This is a genomic window from Streptomyces sp. NPDC050564 (assembly GCF_044457265.1).
Classification (GTDB): Bacteria; Actinomycetota; Actinomycetes; order Streptomycetales; family Streptomycetaceae; genus Streptomyces.
This window is the reverse complement of record NZ_JBITGS010000057.1, coordinates 22,854-44,790: the sequence shown is the minus strand read 5'-3', so window position 1 is coordinate 44,790 and position 21,937 is coordinate 22,854. Positions and strand designations below refer to the sequence as shown.

Genomic DNA, 21,937 nt, shown 5'->3' with positions numbered 1-21,937 from the left:
CGCAGACCCGTGCGTATGCGCGGGTCAGAGCAATCTTGAGAAGCGCTTCCTCCCGGGCGTGAACGCCCGGGGTTCCGCGCTAGATGATGCTGAAGAGGGAACAGGCCCGCCTGCTGGGGCAACGGCACGACAGCTGACCAAATGCAACGACGTCTTGAACCTGCACAGGGACGCCCGGCTGCGGGTGTTCATCGACACCCACGACTGCGTCACCTGTTACTTCCTACCGGCCTGTGCACCGGACCTCAACCGCGTCGAGGGCATCTGGTCACTGCTGCGACGCAGCAGCGAGGCCAACACCGCTTTCACTCACCCTGACCACCTGATGCACGTTCTTCGGCAAGGACTTCGCCAGATCCAGTACTGCAGCAACCTCATCGATGCATGTCTCGCCGAAACCGGCCTCACATTGACGACAACACGCCAACAAGGTCCGCAACCGGGGGACGCCTCCTCCGGTCTGGTCGCCGTGAGGCAGTGGCGGTTTCGGTGGGACGGGTACGCGTCGCCCCGCCGAGGCGGTCCTGCCGCGTCCCGGATCGTCGGACTTCTGGGCGCGGCACGGGGCCGATCTGACAAGAGCTCAGACGGCCATGGCAGCGAGTTTCGACGGGTTCATCATGACGAGCACTCGGTCGATGCCGTCTGGGGTGACGCTCACGGTGAGGACGGCGAACACGGTGCCGTCGCGGTACAGGCTCACCGCCGGCCTGCCGTTGGCCTCGACCGGTTCCACCGCGACGCCGGGCCAGAAGCGGTCGGCGAACGCATGGTAGTACTTCGCCACGCGGTGGCGACCCACGACCGGGAACTTCGAAGCCCGCGCGACCCCCCCGCCGTCGGAGTACGAGACGACGTCTTCCGCGAACAGCTTCTCCAGTACGGCCACATTCCCTTCCTGGGCGGCCGCCACGAACGCTGTCAGGAACCTCTGGTGGTCAGCGACCCCGACGCTTGCCCGTTTCTCCGCGGCCAGGTGCTTCCGCGCCCGGCTCACCAGTTGGCGCGCATTGGCCTGCGTCTGGCCGATGATCGCCGCGATCTGCTCGTACGGGTAGTCGAATGCCTCCCGGAGCACGTACGCCGCCCGCTCCGTGGGGGTGAGCTTCTCCAACAGCATCAACACCGCGACTTCCAGTGCTTCCGCGTTCTCGGCGCCCAACGCCGGGTCGCTGCTGGTGTCGACCGGCTCCGGAAGCCATGGGCCGACATAGGTCTGACGGCGGACCCTCGCTGACTGCAGCACATTGATCGCGAGCCTCGTCACGGTCGTCGTGAGAAACGCCTGCGCGTTTTCCACCTTGGACCGGTCGTAGGTCTGCCATCGGATCCAGGCCTCCTGGAGGATGTCCTCCGCTTCGCTGACGCTGCCGAGCATCCGGTAAGCGATCCCGAACATGTAACCACGGGCGTCGTGGAACGCTGCCTCTGCTTCCCGGAGGTCCTCGGTGTCATCCGCTGAATTGTTCTTCGACGGCATTGGGCACAATCCTTGCTGTTCGGCAAGTGCGACGGCAACCGTAACCTCACGCATGAGCGCGAGGATGAACCACGGGGCTCAGATGGACCGTCGGGAATCTCGGCTGCTTCAGGAGAGCCAGTCCGTGTAGTGGGTGGGGGCGATGCGGGCGTCGTTCCCGGCGGTGAGGATGTCACCGTGGACGGCGGCGTACATGCCGGCGGTGTCATCGGTGACGACGGAGCGCCCATCGCCTTTTGCCGTGAGGGTCAGCCGGCCTATCTCGTCGAGCGGGTAGACGTCGGGGCCGGCGATGTTGAGAATGCCGTTGAGCGGGGTGCCGGCAGCCACTTCGGCGACGATGCGGGAGACGTCCTCGGCGGCGATCGGCTGGATCGGCGTACGCGGCAGACGGACGGTCTCGCCGTCGGTGGTCCAGGACAGGATCGCGTCCATGAACTCCATGAACTGCGTGGCGCGAACGATGGAGTACGGAATCGGACCAGCCTTGAGGATGTCTTCCTGAAGCAACTTGGCCCGGTAGTAGTCCAGCTCCGGCACCTGGTCCACGCCGACGATCGAGAGGATGACGAAGTGTCCGACGCCGCCTTTCCTGCTCGCCGCAAGGAGGTTGTCCATCGACGACCGGAAGAAGGCAGGCGAGGTATCGTCGAAAGTCGGCGAATTCGTCAGGTTGATAACGACATCGGCGTCCGCCACGGCTTCCTCGACGCCCCGGCCGGTCACGAGGTCCACGCCTGTGGACGGAGAGTGCGGGACGGCCTGATGTCCGGCCGCGTCGAGGTTCTCCACGACCCTTGACCCGATCAGCCCGGTTCCGCCGATGACTGCGAATTTCATCGTATTGCCCATCTCCCGATAGTTATGTCCAACACATAGGTTTATGCGTTAAACCTACCCTCGCAACGAGTCGATGCGCCTGGGCGGCATTCGATTGCGGTGCGGCGAGAACACCGTGACGCCAGGCCGCCGCACCGCAAGCGGAAAGGCGCCGGGTGCCGTACACACCACGTGAGTGCGGCGCCTGTCAGCCACATCCTTCATACGCTCCGTCAGCGATGCCTCCGGCGTGACCAGGGGGACGCGATACTCCGGCGCTTGCACTATCAGAGGTTGGAGAAGCGGCCCGCCTGGGCGAGGATCTGCTCGGGGTCCTCGACCGGGGAATAGATCCACAGCGTGTCGACGTCGGTCGACCACTGGCGCACGGTGCTGCACGCGCCGGTGCCCGTGGGCTGACGGGGCTTTCCTGGCGCGGTGCCCACCGCTTGGCTGCCCGTGCGCGGCGCGTCCCGGTGCGAGCGTCGCTCATGAGGTGTTGGCGCCCTTCAGATTTTCCGGGCCTTGGCTGCCAATTGGGTAGAATTTGAGCATATGGGAAGGTGGGTGATCTTGGACGTCTATGAGGCGGTCAGGAGCCGACGGGCGGTGCGCGGATTCACCGACCGGCATGTCCCCAGGGAGGTGCTGGAGCGCGTGCTGTCCGCTGCGGCTTGGGCGCCGTCGGGATCGAACCTGCAGCCGTGGCACGTTTATGTGCTGACCGGCGGGCCGCTGGCCGAGCTCAAGAAGCTCGCCGGCGAGCGCGTTGCCTCAGGCGACCCCTGGGACGAGCGGGAGTACGAGATGTACCCGCCCGTGCTGAAGTCCCCGTACCGCGAGCGCCGAACCGCCTTCGGCGAGCAGCGCTACGGCGCACTCGGTATTTCGCGCGAGGACGGGGAGGCGCGCCAGAGGGCCGCCGCGGCGAACTGGGACTGTTTCGGTGCGCCCGCCGCCCTGTTCTGCTACATCGACCGCGACATGGGCCGGCCCCAATGGGCCGACATGGGCATGTATCTGCAGACCGTCATGCTGCTGCTGCGCGCCGAAGGGCTGCACAGCTGCACGCAGATGGCGTGGTCGGTGTATCGCAAGACCGTCGCGGAGGTCCTGGCACCCCCGGACGACCTCATCCTCTACTGCGGCATGTCGATCGGGTTCGAGGACGGCACGATGAGTCACGCCCGCACGGGCCGGGCGCCGCTCGACGAGACGGTCACGTTCATCCAGGGTTAGCTGGTTAGTGGTCAACCCCGACAAGCTCCGCGGCTGGAATCCCAGCGACCACCAGGGGCACCGCCCCGTCGGGCAAGGAAGATGCGGGTTGTCACAGCCGGGAGGCCACTCCGGTCCTTGTGACTCGCCGACGCCCGCGCAGCCGCCCCCTGGGAAAGGTACCAACGGCCGTGGCCTCTTCCTGGTCGGCCGGCTGTCGCGCAGATGGGGCTCCCGCCCGGTATCGGGCGGCAAGGTCGTCTGGGCTGAACAAGACGTCGCCCCCGCACCCTCACACACGCGGGCCTTCGACACACCCCCCGTACTCGAGGAGCGACCGGACTACACCTCCCCATCGCGAGCCTTCGGCATGCGTGTCAACCAACAAGAATGACTGGGCGTGTGCCGGTCTTGGGTGGCGCCCTGCCACCGGCAGGGACCTGGGCCCGGCCGACCGAAGACGCTCGCCCGAACGGCGACGACTCGGCTGCAAGGGCAGTACAGCGCGTGTCATGAACGCCACGCACGGCTCGTGACGCCGGCCCCCGCAGCCGTCTATCAGGCGCTCCTCGACCCGGACGCGGTGGCGGCATGGCGCGTGCCCGCCGGCATGACCAGCCATGTCCATGCACTCGACCCTCGCGAAGGCGGCGCGATCCGCGTCTCACTCACCTACAACGACGCAGCCCGGGCAGGGAAGTCGGACGACCACACCGACACCTACCGCGATCACTTCGCGCGACTCGTTCTCAACGAGCTGGTGGTGCAGGTGACCGAGTTCGGGACATCCGCCGATCGACTGCGCGGCACGATGACGATGATCACGTCACAACCAGCTCTCGAGAAGCAACTGCGGCAGGCGCTGAACGGTGCCGGGCAGCTCCGCCACCGGCGAGCCGAAGTGCGCAGCGCTGTACGCGGAGGCACACGACTGGCCGAGATGACCACCAGTCCTGGCGTCCTCGTCACGGTGTGTTCTGCCGGAAGCTTCAGGCGGAGTTCGTAACCACCGTCGGCCGTCGGACCCGAGGTGACAGAGCCGCCGAGGAGCGCGGCGCGCTGATGCAGGCCGATCGGACCGTAGTGCGCGCCGGGCAGGGGGAGAGCGGGCCGGGTCGGTGCGGTATTGGTGACCGTGACACGCACGGCGCCGCCCTCGTGGCGCATGCGAACCGCCGCGCCAGCGCCGGGGGCGTGCTTGCGTACGTTGGTCAGAGCCTCCTGAACGGTGCGGTGGATGGCACGCTGGACAGTCGACGGAAGGCCGTCGGGCAGGTGCCGTTCGTGTGCGCCGCACCTGTGTGACGCAGCGATAGATGGGCCCAGCTCAGGTGACCAGCCAGCCCCCACACCGATGAGTCGCCCACCTCGCAGGCGGGCGACTCATCACGATGCTGTTACAGCGTCCGGTCGATCTGCTTCTCCTCGATCTGCTCTTCCACCTGCGTCTGCTCGTCGCGGACGGTGTACTTCACCTTGGGTTCCTGACCCCGGATACCCTGGATCTGGCCCGTGTGCTTCTGGTTGTCCCGCCCCTGGTACTGCACGCGATCTCCCTGGTTGTACTGCATTGCTGTCTCCACCTTTCGAGGTTGACTTGGCCGGGCTCGCCTGCCTGAAGTGCGCGGCCCGCCGCGCATCCGCTCTCGAGAGCGGGTCGCGATGTCATGACACCTCGACTGATGACCGTCGGCCACCGCTGTCGGCCGAACGAGGCAACGCGGCCACGTTGGCCGACTGACACTGCTCAAAATGGCCAATTGCCGCTTCCCGCTCCCCCCTCACCTGCAGTGTTCTGGGCGTGACGGGCTTTCCAATGGCGTTTGTCAAGCCGTCTCGATCATCGGGGGTGTTCTGGTGACATTGGCGGTCGCGGATCAGCACCCTTGTCTGCTTGCCCCATGCCCCCGCGGAGGAGAACCTCGCTTCGGCGAGTCCCGAACTGCTGCGCGCCAGAGTCAAGACGCTCGCCGACGCACGCATGTGCGCGGAGGCCGACGCCCTCAGCGGCGCCGAATACGGGCAGGTCGGCGAAGAGAGAGTCAACCACCGCAACGGCTACCGCTCGCGCGATGGGACAGGCGGGCAGGGACGGTCCAGCCGGCCATCCCCGAGGTGCGGCAGGGCAGTTGCTTCCCGTGCCGGCTCCTCGAACGCCGCCGCCGTGCCGAGCAGGCCCTCATCAGCGTGGCCGCCACCGCCTGTCTGCTGAGCGTCTCCCCCGCCGGTCGAAAATCTCGCTCAGTCCCTCGGCGTGACCCAGTTGTCGGAGAACCAAGGCAGCACAATGGCCCGGCTCCTGGACGAGCAGGTCACAACGGTCCACCAGGAATCAGCACGGCTCAACGCCGTACCTCCGTACGTATCCTGCTGCGATCAGCAGTTCAGCGAATTCCGTCGGTTCCCCCTCACCCGTGTTCGCCACAGGCCCGCGTGGTGGTACCCGTGACGAGCGGGGAGAACAAGGCGGTCGGATGGTCGATCGGCAGTTCCGGAGGCCAGGCCGTGGGGCACTGGGCACTCGAGATGAACAGCCTGTTGGGGAGCCGGTCGAGCGGCCATCATCGCCAGCCACCGACGACCTCGCCGGGTCGATCGGCAGGTTCGCCGTTCCAGGCGTCGACTGCGGCGGCCACGCTCGCGAACACGACCTCCTCGGACTGATCGCGCCGCCAAGTGCACTTCGGCTACGGTCCCTTTGCCGCCCTGCTGTTGCTCCACGGGCTGGGCCAGGGCATGTTCTCCTCGCCGAACACACCGTCCATCGTGGACAGCGTGCCGCCCGCGTACCGGGGCGTCGCCTCGGCATGCGCCCCACGTTCCAGAACTCGTACGGAGACGGCCGGCTGAGGCGTGGGTACCGCGGGCACGGTGACCGTTCGCCGTACGGTCGGTTCCGCTGCCGCCTCGAGCCGGAGCGACTGCCTTTTCCAGGCGCAACCACCCGGGCGGGCACACCCTGAGACAGAAGGGGGCGGCGGACCGCACATCGGCCCGGCTCCACCTCCATGTTCACTACTCCCACACATTTCTGTCACCTGACAGGTACGTGTCCGGTATGCTCCGGGAGCTTCATTCGCACCACTGAGGGGGGATCCTCATGCGTATACGCACTGCCCTGGCTACCGCAGCCGCTGCTGGGACGCTCGCTGCCATTGCCGCTGCCCCGGCGCAGGCCACCGAGTACTCTTCCGCGCTGAAGATCAAGGGCGTCCAGTACGACGCGCCCGGCCGGGACTCCAACAGCTGCTCCACCGGCAACACCAGGGACGAGTACCTGACGATCAAGAACTACTCGGCCGGCACAACCGTGAACTTGAAGGGCTACGTGGTCAAGGACGCCACCGGGAACAAGTTCACCTTCCCCGCGAACCACTACCTCCAGCCCGGCGACTACATCAAGCTTCGCGGCGGCCACGGCACCGACTCCGACGCCAACAACGTCGTCTACCGCCAGAACTGCAACTTCATCTGGAACAACGACAAGGACACCATCTACCTCTACAAGTCCTCCGGTGCCCGCGCCGACGTCCACTCGTACACCAAGTCGGGCAACGACCGTGACGGCAATGGCTACATCACCTATCACGGCTGACCTGGCCTCCACGGGCGGTCACTGACGGCGGAGCCCCGCAACGCGTCGGCCGGGATGGACGGCGCGTTGCACCGCAATGGAGGGCGGAGGGCCGACGACGGCGGTGCCGAGGCGCCGACTCTGACCGCGCCGGCCTTCACCATCGCCGGCAGCGCAACACGAACCGTGCCCAGCGGCCACCGACAGTCAGCTGCGTGCCGGCCCGCGTCGCACGTTTCCGGCGGGCCCGCCTGCCACTGTCCGCTTGCCGGCCATAGCCGGGGCGGGGAGGAGAGTGAGCGCGACGATCACAGCGAGGGCGACTGTCCCGGCCGCGGCCAAGTCCCGTTCGTCAGCGCGGGGATGTGCCGACGAAGGGCAAGCCTGCCAGGGCGATCAAAAAAGGTGAGCCTCAACGAGCATTCAAATCGGCGTGATCGTGTGGAGTGCTCGATTCAACTGCCGGTCGCCGCGAGGCGAAAGCAGCTTCGGAGCGGAAGCGCCCGGGGTGCGACCAGCTGACCAGGACCTGAGCGGCTGTGATGGGCCCAACTCCAAGCAGGACGAGGAGTTCCGGAGCCATCTGCTGCACAATGCTGAGGATCTCGTCCTCGATTCCCTGGCCTCGGCTTGCAGAGCCTTGATCCGTTGGGCGGCAGAACGCAAGGCCCGGACCGTCATGCGGCGTTCAATGCACTGCGTGGGGCGATCCCGGAGTTGGGACTTCATCTCCGGCCACCGAAAAACCTGCTCTCTCACCCGCCCCAGAGCGTGACGTACACCGGGGGGCGGAACCGGGAGGGCGGGACGCCCGCGCCGCGCGCGCATAATGCGGGTCGCGGCGGGGGTGTGGAGGAAGTGCAGGAACGCGTCGGTGGCCGGGGAACGGTGCTCGGCTGCAGGACGGTGGCGTGCCACGTGGCGTCAGACGGCGTGGCCGGGGTCTCCAGCATGCGCAGCTCGTCACGCCGGATCCGGGGCGACACCAGATGGGCCAACGCCGGCGCCACCCCCGCGCCCTCGGCGGCGGCCGCCCAGGTCGCAGCCTGGTTGGGGAACACCCACACGTGCCCCTCGGCCACACCGAGTCGACGCAGCAGCCGCCCGGAGTCCGCGTCCGGATCGGTCCCGGAGGAATCGACCAGCCACTACCACTGCGGCGGCGGACCGGGCGGCCGCGGCGACCTGGCGCCGGTCACTACGACCAGCTGGGTGCGAAACAGCGGCTCGCTGACCAGTTCGCCCTGGCTCACGGCGCCGAGATACGGCCCGAGCGCGACGTCCGCCAGCCGGTTCTCCACCAGCACGCGTATCTCATTGCTGGCGGCCACCCCGAACGAGGTCTCGGTCCTGCGCCCCGAGCGGCCGGCGAAAGCCTCCACGAGCGACGGGAGCACGAACTCGGCCAGCGTGCTCGTGGCGACGACCCGCAGCTCGTCCGGCGCACCCCGTGCCGCCCGTACCGCCACCTCGGCATCGGCGCTGAGCGCGACCATCCGCGACGCAACCGGTAGCAGCCGCGCCCCCGCGGGCGTCAGACGCATCCCACCGCCGCCGGTGCGCCGGATGAGCGGATCGCCGAAGTGGGTGCGCAGCGCGCAGTGAGCGCCTGCGACACCGCAGACTCGCTCACGTCCAGAGTCCGCGCCGCGGCGCCCACCGAACCGAGCCGGGCAACCAGCACGAAGGTGCTGAGCTGCGTGATTGTCACTAGTCGATTTTCCCGCATTTAGAGGGATAAGTTAATGCTTATCGACCCATTGCATGGCCGGTGCGGAAGAGCGCAGCATCACTGCACAACGGGCACAGCGTTCCAGTAGGGCCCGATGCAGGTTCCGCCGCACCGGCAGCGGATCCCAGGTGGACTGGTTCACGAACTGCTGCAGGTTCTGCTCGTTGCCATCTGGCAACCGTTCCGCCATGGCCTGGATGGACTTGCGGCGACCGTCCATCATCAGTCCCCGCAGATAGCAGTCACCCTTCGCCTGCTGATCCTTGCGCGGCACCGAAGCGAACACGTCGGCCACGAATAACGCCAACTTCGCCCGAGCACGGTTCACTTCATGTGCGTCCACACCCCCACCATGCTCTCAAACAGGACCGAGAGGAAGACCTAACGGAGTCCTACTAGATGATCGATTCCAAGGGGTGAGCGCAGGGCGGGCTGTCCTGTGTGGTCGTTGTGTCAGGTCGCGGCGGTTATCGCGAGGATTGGTCGCATAATGCGGGCGACGATACTGCCGGGCGTGCGCCTTCAGTGGGTGAAGAGAGCCGAAGGTGCAGTCCTTTGCCTCAGGGAGGCCCCTGCCTGGGTGCGAGGCTTAACTCACCACATTCATAAGAACTGATCGAGTGCGTATGAGCCGTTCGCTCGGTCACTGCGCTACGACCGTGTCGGCCTGCCGCTGCCGTTCTCGGTGAGAGCCGTGCGCGCGGCCTGCAGCAGCTCTTCGGAGATCGGGTTGCCCCGGGTGGCGCGGGCGAGGACGAGGGCGCCGACCATGGTGCAGAGCTGGACTACGCCGTCGTCATCGCCGGTGGCCAGCCTAGCGGCGCGGTTCCGTACCCCCTTGATGTAGACCTGCTGGGAGCGGGCAGCCTGGTCGGGGTCGCGCCCCAGGTCGGTGGCGAATCCGGAGACGGGGCAGCCGTCCTCGGCGTGATCACGGTGCCAGATCGAGAGGTACTGCTCGATCAGCGTCCGGCGGGCGGCCTCGTGCTCCTCCGCGTGCTCCTCAGGCGCCATCGGCGAGTGCGTTGCCGGATCCTCGAAGGCGTGGGCGATAGCCTTGTCTACCAGGTCGTCCTTGGAGGCGAACTGCTTGTAGAACGCGCCATGGGAGAGCCCGACCGCTTTCATCAGGTCGGCGATGCTGACCGCGGTGCCTCTCTCGCGGAACATCCGGGAGGCGGTGGCCACGACCTCCTGCCGCTTCTCCTGTGCCTGCGCCTTGGACACGCGGCCCACGGAATCACTCTCCTCGAATAGCTGTCACTTGCAATCTATTCTATCCCGGGTTTAGTTTGATGGCGACATCTATTTTGCCAGCGAGGCCACCCGCAGGTCAGGCAGGGCCTTGCGCTGCCTCCCGCAGTCCGAGGCCTACGGCCCCCGGCCCGGCAATCGCAGAACCATCGACAGCACTGGAGACGCCCCGTGGCATCACCACCCACTCCCGCCGAGTCCTCGACACCCGCGCCGACCACGCCATCCGTGCCGCCTTCGCAGCGACGAAGGGTTTCCGAGGTGGTCCACCGCCGGCGCTGGGCCATGCTGGCCGTGCTCTCGTGCAGCCTCCTGGTGGTGATGCTGGACAACTCGATCCTCAACGTGGCGATGAAGACCATCGCCCAGCCCGCTCCCACTGGACTGGGCTCCACCCAGAGCCAACTGGAGTGGGCGGTCAACTCCTACACGCTGGTCTTCGCCGGACTGCTCTTCACTGCGGGCCTGCTCGGTGACCGGCTCGGCCGCAAGAAGGTACTGCTCTTCGGCATGCTGGTGTTCGGTGCGGGATCCGCGCTGTCCGCGCTGTCGGCCTCCTCCGGGCAGCTCATCGCCTTCCGTGCCGTGATGGGCTTCGGCGGTGCCTTCATCCTGCCCGCCACCCTCGCGATCATCATGAATGTCTTCGAGCGCGAGGAGCAGCCCAAGGCCATCGGCATCTGGACCGGCGTGGTCGGTTTCGCCCTGGCCGCCGGCCCGATCGCCGGTGGTGCCCTGCTGCAGCACTTCTGGTGGGGTTCGGTCTTCCTGGTCAATGTGCCGATCGTGATCGTCACGCTGGTCGCGATGGTGGCGATCGTCCCCGATTCCAAGGACCCCAGGCCCGGCAGGCTCGATCCGGTCGGCGTGCTGCTGTCGATCGCCGGTCTGGCGCTGCTGGTCTACGGCATCATCAAGGGCGGCCAACTGGGCGACTTCACCAGGCCCGAGGCATGGGCGACGATCCTCGCCGGCCTGGCGGTCCTCGCCGGTTTCGTGGTTTACGAGGCCCGCAGCGACCATCCGGCCCTCGACGTCACCTACTTTCGCATCCGGCGGTTCTCCGCGTCCGTCGCCGCCATCGGCCTGGTCTTCTTCGCGCTCATGGGCGTCACGTTCTTCAGCGTCTTCTACAACCAGAGCGTCCGGGGCTACAGCGTCCTGCAGTCCGGTCTGCTTGTGCTGCCGCTGGCCGCCTCCCAGATGTTCTTCGCCCCGCAGGCCCGGCTGGTCGTCGACCGCTTCGGCGCTCGATCCGTGTGCGCCGCCGGTCTCATCCTGACCGCCGTGGCCTTCGCCGGCTTCCTGCTGCTCGGCCAGGACACCCCCATCTGGGTGCTGGAGGTGCTGTTCTTCCTGATGGGCACGGGGATGGCCCATGTGATGCCACCCGCCACAGTCATGATCATGTCGTCGCTTCCGCGGGAGAAGGCCGGCTCCGGATCCGCAGTCAACAACACCTTCCGACAGGTCGGCGGGGCCATGGGCGTCGCCGTCCTGGGATCTCTGCTGTCCACCACCTACCGCAGCGGCATCAACAGCCACCTGAACCGCCTGTCCGCCTCCGACCGGCACGCCGCAGGTGAATCCCTCCAGGCCACCCTGGCCGTCGCCGAGAAGCTGGGACCGGCCGGCAGGGCCCTGGTGCAGCCCGCGCACGGCGCCTTCATCCATGCCATGCACATCACGGCGATAGGGTCCGCGGCCGTCGCCCTGGCTGGCGCCGTCGTCGTGCTGGCCTTCCTGCCGGGAAAGGATGCCGCCGTGGCCGCCGGCGGTGACAGGTCCCAGCGCCAGTCCGTCGGAGGCCGACAGTGATCACGAGCCATCCCCGCGAGACACCGAGGGCGACCGTCTGTCCGGGGTGTTCCTGCAGTGCCGCTGCCGACACCGGGAAGATCCGCGGCGACGTCGATCTGGAGCTGTTCGGCGATCTGATCGCGGGGGCCGGTGCTCTCGCACGCGATGTTACGGGTGGGCTCCTCGCTGGAGCAGGGGTTGTACGGGCGGATGGTCGACACGGTGCCCGCAGGTGAGCCCCCGCGGGTGAGGCATGCGTCGGCTTCGGTGCCCCTCACCTCGCCAGGCCAACGCCTTGCTGACAACTCCGCTGACTCTCCGATCACAACACGACTCAGTTATTCCACTACCCCGAAGGAGATCGACTGATGGTGGCCAACAACCTTGTTCTCATCCCCGGTACCGGCGGCGCGGGCCGTACGGTCTTCGAGCACTTGCAGGCTCGGGATGTGCCGGTGCGTTTCATGGTCCGGCGTGAGGACGAACGTGCGGCCGAGCTGCGGGCGCTCGGCGCGCAGGTCGTCATCGGCGACCTGACCCAGCCCGAGACGGTGGCGGCCGCACTGCAGGGCGTGGCGCGGATGTACTTCGCGATGCGCGTGTCGCCGGACCACCTGCTGGCGGCGACCGTGGTGGCCTCTGTTGCAAAGGAGTACGGGAAGCTGGAGGCACTGGTCGACCTGTCGCAGATGACGGTGTCGCAGATGACCGCCATCAGCACCGCGGAGTCGCACCAGCAGCGGCTTCACTGGCTGACGGAGCAGGTACTGAACTGGTCCGGCCTGCCCGTGGTGCACATCCGGCCGACGGCGTTTCCGGCCCAGTCGATCGAGGCGTTCGTGGCCGCCCAAAAGGACTTCTACCTGGGCTGAGCCGCCCCGGCCAAGACCGGCCCCGGGGTGACTGCCATCGCGGAGCCGGCCAGGCCCCGGCCTTGACCACCCGACCAGCTCTCATGCTGCTGCGCAACCTTCGAAGCCTCCGTGCTGAGCCTGTTCCGCTCCCGTCTCATCGAGCACGGGCTGGAGCAGACGACGCTGGAGCTGGTGCTGGAACGCCTGCGCGGGCTGGACCTGCTGAAGGCCGGTGGCCGGCAGCGGACCGATTCCACGCACGTGCTGGCGGCGGTGCGGACGCTGAACAGGATGGAGTTCGTCGGCGAGACGGCGGGCCGCGCTGGAAGCCCTGTCCGTCGCGGCCCCGACATGGCTGTCCGGCCTGGTCACGGCCGAGTGGGCTGAGCGCTACGGGCCGCGCGTGGACGACTACCGTTTCCCCAAGGGCGAAGAGGTCCGTGAACGGTGGTCTGAGCAGGTTGGACGGGACGGATTCGTCCTGCTGGAGGCGGTCCACGCTCCTACGGCTCCGGACTGGCTGCGCGAGATCGAAGCGGTGCAGGTTCTGCAGGTCTCCTGGGTCCAGCAGTACCACCGGGACGAGAAGGGGGTGCGCCGGCGGGAGGGCAAGGATCTCCCGCCGATTCATCACCGGTTGTGCTCGCCCTATGACACCGATGCCCGTTACGGGATCAAGCGCGGCTCGGGCTGGACCGGCTACAAGGCGCACCTGACCGAGACCTGCGAGCCGGACGCGCCGCATGTGATCACGCAGATGGCCACCACTGACGCCGTGGTGGCCGACACAGAGATGACCGAACCGGTCCACCAGGCGCTCGCGGGACGGGAGTTGCTGCCGCACGTGCATGTCGTGGATGCCGGTTACACCACTGCTGCCTTGTTCCTGGCCGCGACCGAGCGGGGTATGGAACTGCTCGGCCCGGCCCCGCACGACAGCAGCCGCCAGTCCCGAGAGGACCAGGGCTTCTCCCGCGCCGATTTCACCATCGACTGGGATGACGAGAGCGCCGTTTGTCCAGGCGGGCACCGAAGTTTCGAGTGGTGGGAGCAGAAACACCACCGCAACGGCACTGCGGTCCTCAAGGTGTCCTTCTCCGCCGAGCACTGTCGCCCCTGCCCGAAGCAGACGTCGTGCACCAAGCCCCCGTCCGGCCGCCGGGGCACAGGCATCACCTTCCTGCCACGAGAACGCCACGAGGCCCTCGAAGCCGTCCGCCAGGCCCAGGAGACCGACGAGTGGAAGGACCGTTACGCGATCCGGGCCGGAGTCGAAGGCACGATCTCCCAGGCCGTCCGCGTCACCGGCCTCCGCCGCACCCGCTACCGCAACCTGCCCACCACCCGCCTCGGCCATGGCCTCGCCGCCACCGCACTCAACCTCATCCGCATCGACCGATGGCTGACGGGCACCCCACTCGGCAGCACCCGCACCTCCCGCCTCGAAGCCCTGATGCTTGCAGCCTGACCACCCGAATCGCGCATTCCTCAGCAGAGTCCTTCAGGGCGGAGAGGAAACGGACTCCTGCGGAGCAGGGCAGGCAAAGACGCCGTCAGGGCGGCGTCTTTCAGCCCCAACTGCCCGCAGGGTGCTACAGGTCACCGGTGTCCTGCTCGACCCTGCGGGTCGGCATACGGTATTCGTGTCCCACACGGCTCTGCACGCCACCGCAGTCCGGCCCCCGACGCGACAAAGGAGTGCGCGATGGGAATGTACGAGGATGTCTTCCGCGCCAGCACCGAAGACCCGGAGGCCTTCTGGCTGAAGGCGGCAGAGGGAATCGACTGGGAGGTCACTCCGCAACGCGCCCTGGACTCCTCGAGCGCGCCCTTCTACCACTGGTTTCCCGACGGGCGGCTCAACGTCTGTTTCAACGCCCTCGACCGGCACGTCGAAGCCGGCCGCGGCGAACAGCCCGCGCTCGTCTACGACTCACCCGTCACCGGCACCCGGCGCACCTACACCTACGCGCAGCTGAGGGACGAGGTGGCAGCCTTCGCCGGAGCACTCGCGCAGCTCGGCGTGGGGCACGGCGACCGGGTCGTGATCTACATGCCGATGGTCCCCGAGGCAGCCATCGCGATGCTGGCCTGCGCACGGATCGGCGCGGTCCACTCGGTCGTCTTCGGCGGATTCGCCCCGCACGAACTCGCCGTCCGCATCGACGACGCCGCCCCCAAGGTGATCGTCTCCGCCTCCTGCGGCATCGAGGGCAAGCGTGTCATCGCATACAAGCCACTCCTCGACCGGGCCATCGAACTCGCGGACCACAAACCCGAAAACAATGTGATCCTCCAACGCCCCCAAGAACGGGCCGAGTTGGGACCCGACGATCTCGACTGGGCCGACCTGGTCGCCACCGCACCGCCGGCCGACTGCCTTCCCGTCCCCGCCACCGATCCCCTCTACATCCTCTACACGTCGGGAACGACCGGAAAACCCAAAGGAGTCGTGCGTGACTGCGGCGGCCACGCGGTCGCCCTGCACTGGTCGATGGGCGCCGTGTACGACGTCGGCCCAGGCGAGACGATGTTCACCGGTTCAGACGTCGGCTGGGTCGTCGGCCACTCGTACATCGTCTACGCACCCTTGCTGGTCGGCGCCACGACCGTCCTGTACGAAGGCAAGCCGGTCGGCACCCCGGATGCGGGCCAGTTCTGGCGCGTCGCCGCCGAGTACCGCGTCAAGACCATGTTCACCGCGCCCACCGCCTTCCGGGCCATCCGCAAGGAGGACCCGAAAGGAACGCTCACCCCGGACTACGACCTCTCCCACCTGCGCTACCTCTTCCTCGCCGGCGAGCGCCTCGACCCCGAGACCTATCACTGGGCGAGCGCTCTCCTGGGCGTCCCGGTGATCGACCACTGGTGGCAGACCGAGACCGGCTGGCCCATCGTCGCCAACCCGGCCGGCATCGAACTCGCCCCTCTCAAGCCCGGCTCCCCCACGCGCCCACTGCCGGGGTGGGACGTCCGCGTCCTCGACCCCTCGGGCGAGCCGGTGCCCGCGGACGTCGACGGTGCGATCGTCGTGAAGCTCCCCCTGCCACCCGGCGCACTCCCCACCCTCTGGAACGACGACGACCGCTACGTCGCCTCCTACCTTGCCGCCTACCACGGCTACTACCTCACCGGCGACAGCGGACACATCGACGACGACGGCTACGTCTTCGTCATGGGCCGCACCGACGACGTCATCAACGTCGCCGGACACCGCCTGTCCACCGGCAGCATGGAAGAGGCCCTGGCCGCCCACCCCGACGTCGCCGAATGCGCCGTCATCGGCGTCGCCGACGCCCTCAAGGGACAGGTCCCGCGTGGCTTCGTCGTCCTCAAAGCCGGCACCGGCCGCGACCCGAGCCAGGTCGAGACCGAACTCGTCCAGCTCGTACGCGAGCGAATCGGCGCCATCGCCTCCCTCAAGGACGTCGCGGTCGTGGCCGCCCTGCCCAAGACCCGCTCGGGAAAGATCCTCCGCAAGACGATGCGCGGCATCGCCGACGGACGCGACGAACCCATCCCCTCCACAGTGGACGACCCCAGCGTCATCGAGGTCCTGCGCCCTGTGCTCCGCCGCGCCCATCACGCCCCATAACGGCTGGCTGACGGCCTGGCGGGCTGCCGCGAAGTGGCGCGTCGACCAGACCCCGGGGCCCTGCCCCTGGGCTGGAGTCGGCCGGTGGGGCCGGCCGTCTCACGGCAGCAGGCGCTTTCCCTTCGCCACCGCCACCGCGCCCGCCCGCGTGTCGACGCCGAGCTTGTCGTAGATCCGTCCCAGATGGGTCTTCACCGTCGCCTCGCTGATGAACAGGGCCTTCGCGATCTCGCGGTTGCCGAGGCCCTGCGCCAGCTGAGTGAGGATGTCGCGCTCGCGGTCGGTGAGAGTGGGACGTGGGCTGCGCAGGTTGGCCATCACGCGACTGGCGACCGTGGCCGAGAGCGTCGTGCGCCCCTGCGCGGCGGCGTGGATCGCGGCGAACAGTTCCTCCGGTCGCTCGGCCTTCAGCAGGTAACCGGTCGCGCCCGCCTCGATGGCGCGCGTGATGTCTGCGTCGGTGTCGTACGTCGTGAGGACGAGAACGTGCGGGGCTTCACCGGTGAGAGAGGTGAGACGGCGGGTGGTCTCCACGCCGTCGATGCCGTCGCCGAGCTGGAGTTCCATCAGCACCACGTCCGGATCGAGCTTCGTCGTCAGGGCGAGGGCCTCCTCCCCGGTGCCCGCCTCGCCGACCACCTCGATGCCCGGGGCGCTGTCGAGAAGGGCAAGGAGTCCCGCACGTACGACGGCGTGGTCGTCGCACAGCAGGATGCGGACGGGACGGAACTCGTCGGTCGTGCCAGTCATCAGGGCGGCTCCAGGGGGATCGCGGCGGACAGGACGGCACCCTCGCCGGGGACGGACTCGATGGTCAGGGTGCCGCCGAGCTGGCTCGCCCGGGCACGCATCGCGGGCACCCCGTGGCCGCGGATACCGAACGCGGACGTGGGCAGGTCCGCCGGGGCGAAGCCGCAGCCGTCGTCGGCGATGTCCAGGACCACCTGGTCCTCGAGGAGCGTGAGGGTGAGCGTGGCCGTACACGCACCGGAATGCTCCCGTACGTTGGCCAGGGCGCCCTGGGCGATGCGCAGCAGGGCGGACCGGACCCGCTCCGGCAGCCGGGGCGCGCGGCCGTCGACGTGGACGCGGACGGTGAGCCGGTCACCGGACTCACGGGCGGCCAAGGCGCGCAGCGCCTCGTCGAGACTACTGCCGCGGGCAAGGTCGGCCGGAGCCAGGTCGTAGACAAAACGGCGTGCCTCGGTGAGGTTGTGCTCGGTGACGGACTCGGCCGTGCGCACACGCGCGCGTGCCTTGGCCGGGTCGGAGTCCCACATCCGGTCGGCCGCGTGGAGCAGCATCTGCTGGCTCGACAGTCCCTGGGCGAGCGTGTCGTGGATCTCCATCGACAGACGCTGTCGCTCGGCGAGCGTCCCCTCGCGGCGTTCGGAGGCGGCCAGCTCACGGCGGGCGCGGATCAGGTCGTCGATGAGGGCGCGCTGGCGTGCGGTCTGCCGTTCCATCAGAAGGAAGACGGCGGTGGCGATCGCGGTGACAGCGGGCGGGGCGAGCAGCAGATTCGGGTCAAAGCTGCCTGCGAGGCGGAGCTGCGCGGCGACGACGAAGAGCGTCAGGACCATCACCAGCACGAGGGCGGCACGGGGCAGCATGCGCAGACCCGTGTAGAAGAGCGGCACCGCGCACCAGGCGAAACTGGGCGCGAGCACCACGAGGACCATCCACACCACGACGACGAGGGCCAGCCTGCCGAGTCCCAGCGCGGTGGGTCCCCCCGTAAGGGCCGTCCGGCGCGGCTTCCCGGCCGAACGGCGCCGCCCAGCGCCCCCTCGCACCGGCGGCGCCCGAGGACGGGATGACGTAGAGCAGAGCCAGGACGACGGAGAGCGCAATGATCCACGCCGTGCGGGCCTCTCCGGGGTGGCGCAGCAGGAAGCGGGCGAGGGCGCCGCCGAGCAGAAGGAAGAACGCCACATGCATCACGGCGCCGAGTCAACGGGTGTCCGCGTCGTACGCCCGGTCCGTGCCCACACCCCTTTCGTACGCCCGTTCCGCGCCCGCGTGCATGTCGTGCACCTCCTCCACCGCTCCGGCCTGGCCGAACACTCCCATTGTCGCCAGTCACGGGCACCCCGGGGTCAACCGATCGGATGACCCGATGGTCGGCTGGTCGGCAGCCAGTCACCAGCCGGAACGCCGACCGGACCGGGCCGCATGCGGGCCCAGGCTTGAGAGCGGAAGAAGCGACCGCCTCCCCTCGCAGGAGTCGACCTCTTGACTTCTCCCCCTCGTGAACGAGGGGATTCTCACGGCTCGCGCTGTGAGGGTTTCTGTTTCACCGCCGACTGCCCGCCCGGAGTGCTCCGTTGAGGTCTTACACCAGCTCCGCAGACCGACACCGCCAGCCCGGCGGCCTTGAGGTTGATGGCCGCGTTCACGTCCCGGTCATGGACCGTCCCGCAATCGCAGGTCCAGGACCGGACATTCAGCGGCATCTCCGCCTGGAGACTGCCGCAGGCGGAGCACAGCTTGGAGGACGGGAAGAAGCGGTCCACCACGATCACTTCCCGCCCGTACCAGGCGGCCTTGTACTCCAGCATGCTGCGGAACTCCGCCCACGCCGCGTCACTGACGGCGCGGGCAAGACTGCGATTCCTGACCATGTTGCGCACGCTCAGGTCCTCGATCACGAGCGTTTGGTTTTCACACACGAGTCGAGTGCTCAGCTTGTGCAGGTGATCCCTGCGGCGGTCGCCGATCCGGGCATGGATGCGGGCGACCCGGCGCCGGGCCTTGGCCCGGTTGGCACCGTGCCCCTTGGCTTTGCGGGCAAGGGCCCGCTGGGCGTGGGCGAGGCGGGCGCGATCGCGGCGCTCATGCCGCGGGTTGGTGATCTTCTCCCCGGTGGAGAGGGTTAGCAGATGGTCCAGGCCGACATCGATGCCGACCGTGGTGTCCGTCGCGGGCAGCGGCATGATGTCGGGGTCTGCACACAGCAGGGACACAAACCAGCGCCCCGCGCTGTCCTGGGACACGGTCACCGTGGACGGCTGCGCGCCCTCGGGGGGCGGCCTGGACCACACAATCGCCAGCGGCTCGCTCATCTTCGCAAGCGTCAGCCGGCCATCCCGGTAGCGGAACGCGCTGGTGATGTATTCGGCAGACTTCCGCGATTTCTTGCGGCTCTTGAACCGCGGATATTTGGCGCGCTTGCCGAAGAAGTTTGTGAACGCCGCCTGCAAGTGCCGCAGCGCCTGCTGCAACGGTACCGACGACACCTCGCCCAGATAGGCGAGCTCTTCGGTCTTCTTCCACGCCGTCAGCATCGCCGACGTGGCGCCGTAATGGAGCCGCTCCTGCCGCGCCCACGCCTCGCTACGCGCAGCGAGCGCCAGGTTGTAGACCTTGCGCACACACCCGAACGTGCGCGACAGCTCTGCTGCCTGCGCATCAGTGGGATAGAAGCGGTACCGATACGCCCGCTTCACAGGGCCGGTCTTCACCTCTCACAAACTATCAAATCAACTCGTGGTCCCCTGCGCGTAGTTGGGGATGAGCGACGATCCGCCCTGACAGCGAATCGTCTTTCCCCGCCCTGCTCCGCAGGAGTCCGTTTCCTCTCCGCCCTGAAGGGCGGACTATCCACGGAGGTAACCAGATGAAGAAGCTGTCCCGCCGCGCCCGCATCGCCGCCGGCGGTGCCGTGATCGCCGCTGTCGCCGCGGCCACGTTCGGCACTGTGTCCGCGAACGCCTCGTCGTCCGCTCCCACCGCGGCCGGTGCCGTGGCGAACGTGACCAGCAGCAGCACCACGACGTCCACCCATCTGACGGTCGACGCCGCCGTCGACGCCGCCCAGGCGGCGCTGGACGCCGCCGAGAAGGAACACCAGAGGGTCACCGTCGCGGTCGTGACCGCAACGGCAACACCATCGTCACCCTCCGCGGCGACGGCGCGGGCCCGCAGTCGTACGAGTCCGCGCAGCGCAAGGCGTACACGGCCGTCTCTTGGAGCGCACCCACCTCCGAGCTCGCCAAGCGCCTGGAGCAGACGCCGAACCTGAAGGACATCCCCGGCACGCTGTTCCTCGCGGGCGGTGCGCTCGTCACCCACAAGGGCGCCCCGGTCGCCGGGATCGGCGTCGCAGGCGCGCCCTCCGGCGACCTGGACGAGAAGTTCGCCGCCGCGGGCGTGGCGGCGCTGCGCCGCTGACCTGGTGACGCGGCGGGACCGCCCCGCCGCGTCCTCGGCCCGTCTTCGACCACACCATCACGGCCCTGACCACCGCCAACGCCGCTTCGGGCGCAACCGCACACCCGCCACCGCGGCCCGAGCACTCCGCCCGGACCAGGGAGCGGGCGCTCGGCTCCAGGTGCTGGCCAAAAGCACCAACACGATGCTTGAGCCCGTGTCAGTGAGAGTCAGCCTCACGCACCCGTCGAAGTCTCTGCCGTCCTGCCCGCCCGCAACTACGGCATCCACGTCGAGGGCTGAGACGAGGCGGATACCCGAACCCCCGAGCGACGGACCGACATCCACGTAGCCGTCCCCAACCTGGCCTGCTGCCTCATCACACATCGGCTGGACCCAGTCATTGCACGGCCAACTCCGAACTTCCACAGCGGGCACGCGGCCACGCGGCTTGGCGCATAGGCGAGTCCGGGATCATGCCCGCTTTGCATACTGACTGGCATGGCCACCTATGACGCGCTCGGCACAACGTATGCCCGGACACGACAGCCTGATCCGCGGATCGCCGCGCAAATCCACGCTGCACTCGGGAACGTCACGGACGTGATCAACGTCGGAGCGGGCACCGGTTCGTACGAACCACCGCAGACGGTCCTCGCGATCGAGCCCAGCCAGGTCATGATCGCCCAGCGTCCCCAGAGATCCGCGCCCGCCGTGCAGGGGGTCGCAGAAGACCTCCCACTGCGCGACAACGCCGCCGATGCCGTCATGGCACTGCTGACCGTCCACCACTGGACCGACCTGACAGCCGGAATCAGCGAACTGCGCAGGGTCGCCCGCTCCCGCATCGTCATCCTGACCTGGGACCAGCACATCTTCCGCGAACGGTTCTGGCTCGTACGCGACTACCTTCCGGAGGCAGCCGCGTTCGACGACGCCCGCGCTATCCCGACCGACCAGCTGGTTGACCTGCTCGGCGGGGGGCGTCAGGAACCGGTCTGGGTCCCCCACGACTGCACGGACGGATTCGGCGCCGCATTCTGGCGTCGCCCCCACGCCTATCTCGACCCGCAGGTACGCGCGGGGATTTCCATGCTGGCCCAGACCAGCGAGGACGCCATGACAGCCGGCCTGACTCAACTCGCGGACGACCTGCGGACCAACCGCTGGCATACCCGTCACGCTGAGTTGCTTGCCCTGGAAACCATCGACGTTGGTTACCGGCTACTCGTGATCGATCATTGACCCACGCACGGGGCCCCGGTCGTGGCCGCTCAGACAAACCATCTGATTCCGTCAGCAGCTGTCAGCCGGTCTGCGTCGGCCCGTTGTTCAGCACGCCGCTCGTGTGGAGCTTGCCGATGACCACTGAAAGTCTCCGTGCCCTGGGACAGAACAGACAACACCTGAGGCACGGCGCGGGGTCGGCGACGGGTCGCCGGGGCAGCTCGCGACGGGC

21 protein-coding genes and 4 pseudogenes are annotated in these 21,937 nt (G+C 68.0%); 11 read left to right on the top strand and 14 right to left on the bottom strand.

The features are described from left to right. Window positions 1–583 precede the first annotated feature (583 nt). From ACIBK0_RS47180 to ACIBK0_RS47170, 3 genes are all read right to left on the bottom strand, one after another. Window positions 584–1,480 (bottom strand): RNA polymerase sigma-70 factor, encoded by an 897-nt coding sequence (locus ACIBK0_RS47180; RefSeq protein WP_399095187.1) that lies wholly within the window; start codon window positions 1,478–1,480, stop codon window positions 584–586. A gap of 108 nt (window positions 1,481–1,588) precedes the next feature. Then, complete coding sequence (locus tag ACIBK0_RS47175) at window positions 1,589–2,320, bottom strand: SDR family oxidoreductase (RefSeq protein WP_399095184.1); 732 nt, start codon at window positions 2,318–2,320, stop codon at window positions 1,589–1,591. 266 nt (window positions 2,321–2,586) lie between these two features. Further along, entirely contained in the window at window positions 2,587–2,745 is a 159-nt protein-coding gene (locus tag ACIBK0_RS47170; RefSeq protein ID WP_399095181.1) for a hypothetical protein, read from the bottom strand. A 127-nt stretch (window positions 2,746–2,872) separates the two neighbouring features. Here ACIBK0_RS47170 and ACIBK0_RS47165 point away from each other — a divergent pair, with 127 nt between their 5' ends. Continuing rightward, the gene (locus ACIBK0_RS47165; RefSeq protein WP_399095178.1) at window positions 2,873–3,538 is read left to right on the top strand and encodes a nitroreductase; all 666 of its coding nucleotides are present in this window, start codon (window positions 2,873–2,875) and stop codon (window positions 3,536–3,538) included. A 511-nt stretch (window positions 3,539–4,049) separates the two neighbouring features. Further along, window positions 4,050–4,523 carry an SRPBCC domain-containing protein gene (locus ACIBK0_RS47160; protein WP_399095175.1) on the top strand — a complete coding sequence of 158 codons (474 nt, stop codon included), beginning with the start codon at window positions 4,050–4,052 and terminating at the stop codon, window positions 4,521–4,523. Here ACIBK0_RS47160 and ACIBK0_RS47155 read toward each other — a convergent pair. Continuing rightward, window positions 4,493–4,792: pseudogene (locus ACIBK0_RS47155) on the bottom strand (sensor histidine kinase); the annotation flags it as partial. The gene ACIBK0_RS47160 and the pseudogene ACIBK0_RS47155 overlap by 31 nt on opposite strands. Window positions 4,793–4,914: 122 nt before the next feature. After that, entirely contained in the window at window positions 4,915–5,088 is a 174-nt protein-coding gene (locus ACIBK0_RS47150; protein WP_399095172.1) for a hypothetical protein, read from the bottom strand. A 323-nt stretch (window positions 5,089–5,411) separates the two neighbouring features. On the opposite strand from ACIBK0_RS47150, the gene ACIBK0_RS47145 reads away from it, so the two are divergent. After that, window positions 5,412–5,729 carry a transposase gene (locus tag ACIBK0_RS47145; RefSeq protein ID WP_399095169.1) on the top strand — a complete coding sequence of 106 codons (318 nt, stop codon included), beginning with the start codon at window positions 5,412–5,414 and terminating at the stop codon, window positions 5,727–5,729. Between the two features lie 475 nt (window positions 5,730–6,204). On the opposite strand, the gene ACIBK0_RS47140 is transcribed toward ACIBK0_RS47145, so the two are convergent. Next, complete coding sequence (locus ACIBK0_RS47140; protein WP_399095166.1) at window positions 6,205–6,387, bottom strand: hypothetical protein; 183 nt, start codon at window positions 6,385–6,387, stop codon at window positions 6,205–6,207. 230 nt (window positions 6,388–6,617) lie between these two features. Here ACIBK0_RS47140 and ACIBK0_RS47135 point away from each other — a divergent pair, with 230 nt between their 5' ends. Beyond that, window positions 6,618–7,112 (top strand): lamin tail domain-containing protein, encoded by a 495-nt coding sequence (locus ACIBK0_RS47135; RefSeq protein WP_399095163.1) that lies wholly within the window; start codon window positions 6,618–6,620, stop codon window positions 7,110–7,112. Between the two features lie 391 nt (window positions 7,113–7,503). Here ACIBK0_RS47135 and ACIBK0_RS47130 read toward each other — a convergent pair whose 3' ends face one another. The 5 genes and pseudogenes from ACIBK0_RS47130 to ACIBK0_RS47110 all read right to left on the bottom strand — a co-directional run bounded on the left by ACIBK0_RS47130 (window position 7,504) and on the right by ACIBK0_RS47110 (window position 10,059). Next, window positions 7,504–7,674, bottom strand: coding sequence for a transposase (locus tag ACIBK0_RS47130; protein ID WP_399095206.1), 171 nt, complete (start codon window positions 7,672–7,674; stop codon window positions 7,504–7,506). Window positions 7,675–8,239: 565 nt separating this feature from the next. Next, entirely contained in the window at window positions 8,240–8,635 is a 396-nt protein-coding gene (locus tag ACIBK0_RS47125) for a LysR substrate-binding domain-containing protein (protein ID WP_399095160.1), read from the bottom strand. Further along, a complete protein-coding gene (locus tag ACIBK0_RS47120; protein ID WP_399095157.1) occupies window positions 8,626–8,820 on the bottom strand; it encodes a LysR family transcriptional regulator in 195 nt (64 codons plus the stop codon). The genes ACIBK0_RS47125 and ACIBK0_RS47120 overlap by 10 nt, the downstream gene beginning before the upstream one ends. An 82-nt stretch (window positions 8,821–8,902) precedes the next feature. Further along, window positions 8,903–9,166 (bottom strand): annotated as a pseudogene (locus tag ACIBK0_RS47115) (transposase); the annotation flags it as partial. A gap of 308 nt (window positions 9,167–9,474) precedes the next feature. Continuing rightward, window positions 9,475–10,059 carry a TetR/AcrR family transcriptional regulator gene (locus tag ACIBK0_RS47110; protein WP_399095154.1) on the bottom strand — a complete coding sequence of 195 codons (585 nt, stop codon included), beginning with the start codon at window positions 10,057–10,059 and terminating at the stop codon, window positions 9,475–9,477. Window positions 10,060–10,362: 303 nt separating this feature from the next. On the opposite strand from ACIBK0_RS47110, the gene ACIBK0_RS47105 reads away from it, so the two are divergent. From ACIBK0_RS47105 to ACIBK0_RS47085, 5 genes are all read left to right on the top strand, one after another. Next, window positions 10,363–11,895 carry an MFS transporter gene (locus ACIBK0_RS47105; RefSeq protein WP_399095203.1) on the top strand — a complete coding sequence of 511 codons (1,533 nt, stop codon included), beginning with the start codon at window positions 10,363–10,365 and terminating at the stop codon, window positions 11,893–11,895. A 350-nt stretch (window positions 11,896–12,245) separates the two neighbouring features. Beyond that, window positions 12,246–12,749, top strand: a complete 504-nt coding sequence (locus ACIBK0_RS47100; RefSeq protein WP_399095151.1) for an NAD(P)H-binding protein — start codon at window positions 12,246–12,248, stop codon at window positions 12,747–12,749. A gap of 111 nt (window positions 12,750–12,860) precedes the next feature. Next, window positions 12,861–13,118, top strand: a complete 258-nt coding sequence (locus tag ACIBK0_RS47095; protein WP_399095149.1) for a hypothetical protein — start codon at window positions 12,861–12,863, stop codon at window positions 13,116–13,118. 16 nt (window positions 13,119–13,134) lie between these two features. Next, window positions 13,135–14,199 (top strand): transposase, encoded by a 1,065-nt coding sequence (locus ACIBK0_RS47090; RefSeq protein WP_399095146.1) that lies wholly within the window; start codon window positions 13,135–13,137, stop codon window positions 14,197–14,199. Between the two features lie 237 nt (window positions 14,200–14,436). Beyond that, window positions 14,437–16,326 carry a propionyl-CoA synthetase gene (locus ACIBK0_RS47085; protein WP_399095143.1) on the top strand — a complete coding sequence of 630 codons (1,890 nt, stop codon included), beginning with the start codon at window positions 14,437–14,439 and terminating at the stop codon, window positions 16,324–16,326. A 99-nt stretch (window positions 16,327–16,425) separates the two neighbouring features. Here the strand turns inward: ACIBK0_RS47085 and ACIBK0_RS47080 are convergent, their stop codons facing one another. From ACIBK0_RS47080 to ACIBK0_RS47070, 3 genes and pseudogenes are all read right to left on the bottom strand, one after another. Next, the gene (locus tag ACIBK0_RS47080) at window positions 16,426–17,076 is read right to left on the bottom strand and encodes a response regulator (RefSeq protein ID WP_399095140.1); all 651 of its coding nucleotides are present in this window, start codon (window positions 17,074–17,076) and stop codon (window positions 16,426–16,428) included. Continuing rightward, window positions 17,076–18,267: pseudogene (locus tag ACIBK0_RS47075) on the bottom strand (sensor histidine kinase). Before ACIBK0_RS47075 ends, ACIBK0_RS47080 begins: the two are co-directional and overlap by 1 nt. A 326-nt stretch (window positions 18,268–18,593) precedes the next feature. After that, window positions 18,594–19,790 (bottom strand): RNA-guided endonuclease InsQ/TnpB family protein, encoded by a 1,197-nt coding sequence (locus ACIBK0_RS47070; RefSeq protein WP_399095137.1) that lies wholly within the window; start codon window positions 19,788–19,790, stop codon window positions 18,594–18,596. Between the two features lie 155 nt (window positions 19,791–19,945). Between ACIBK0_RS47070 and ACIBK0_RS47065 the strand changes: the two are divergent. Together ACIBK0_RS47065 and ACIBK0_RS47060 are read left to right on the top strand one after the other, a co-directional pair. After that, window positions 19,946–20,499 (top strand): annotated as a pseudogene (locus tag ACIBK0_RS47065) (heme-binding protein). 480 nt (window positions 20,500–20,979) lie between these two features. Beyond that, window positions 20,980–21,723: a class I SAM-dependent methyltransferase gene (locus tag ACIBK0_RS47060; RefSeq protein ID WP_399095134.1), complete on the top strand. Its 744-nt coding sequence runs from the start codon at window positions 20,980–20,982 to the stop codon at window positions 21,721–21,723. Window positions 21,724–21,937 lie beyond the last annotated feature (214 nt).

Excerpts from the sequence above, each read along its gene's own strand:
- ACIBK0_RS47180 (WP_399095187.1), bottom strand. The coding sequence starts at position 1,480 with ATGCCGTCGAAGAACAATTCAGCGGATGACACCGAGGACCTCCGGGAA.
- ACIBK0_RS47175 (WP_399095184.1), bottom strand. The coding sequence starts at position 2,320 with ATGAAATTCGCAGTCATCGGCGGAACCGGGCTGATCGGGTCAAGGGTC.
- ACIBK0_RS47150 (WP_399095172.1), bottom strand. The coding sequence starts at position 5,088 with ATGCAGTACAACCAGGGAGATCGCGTGCAGTACCAGGGGCGGGACAAC.
- ACIBK0_RS47135 (WP_399095163.1), top strand. The coding sequence starts at position 6,618 with ATGCGTATACGCACTGCCCTGGCTACCGCAGCCGCTGCTGGGACGCTC.
- ACIBK0_RS47130 (WP_399095206.1), bottom strand. The coding sequence starts at position 7,674 with ATGGCTCCGGAACTCCTCGTCCTGCTTGGAGTTGGGCCCATCACAGCC.
- ACIBK0_RS47125 (WP_399095160.1), bottom strand. The coding sequence starts at position 8,635 with ATGCGTCTGACGCCCGCGGGGGCGCGGCTGCTACCGGTTGCGTCGCGG.
- ACIBK0_RS47120 (WP_399095157.1), bottom strand. The coding sequence starts at position 8,820 with ATGCGGGAAAATCGACTAGTGACAATCACGCAGCTCAGCACCTTCGTG.
- ACIBK0_RS47105 (WP_399095203.1), top strand. The coding sequence starts at position 10,363 with ATGCTGGCCGTGCTCTCGTGCAGCCTCCTGGTGGTGATGCTGGACAAC.
- ACIBK0_RS47100 (WP_399095151.1), top strand. The coding sequence starts at position 12,246 with ATGGTGGCCAACAACCTTGTTCTCATCCCCGGTACCGGCGGCGCGGGC.
- ACIBK0_RS47085 (WP_399095143.1), top strand. The coding sequence starts at position 14,437 with ATGGGAATGTACGAGGATGTCTTCCGCGCCAGCACCGAAGACCCGGAG.
- ACIBK0_RS47080 (WP_399095140.1), bottom strand. The coding sequence starts at position 17,076 with ATGACTGGCACGACCGACGAGTTCCGTCCCGTCCGCATCCTGCTGTGC.
- ACIBK0_RS47060 (WP_399095134.1), top strand. The coding sequence starts at position 20,980 with ATGGCCACCTATGACGCGCTCGGCACAACGTATGCCCGGACACGACAG.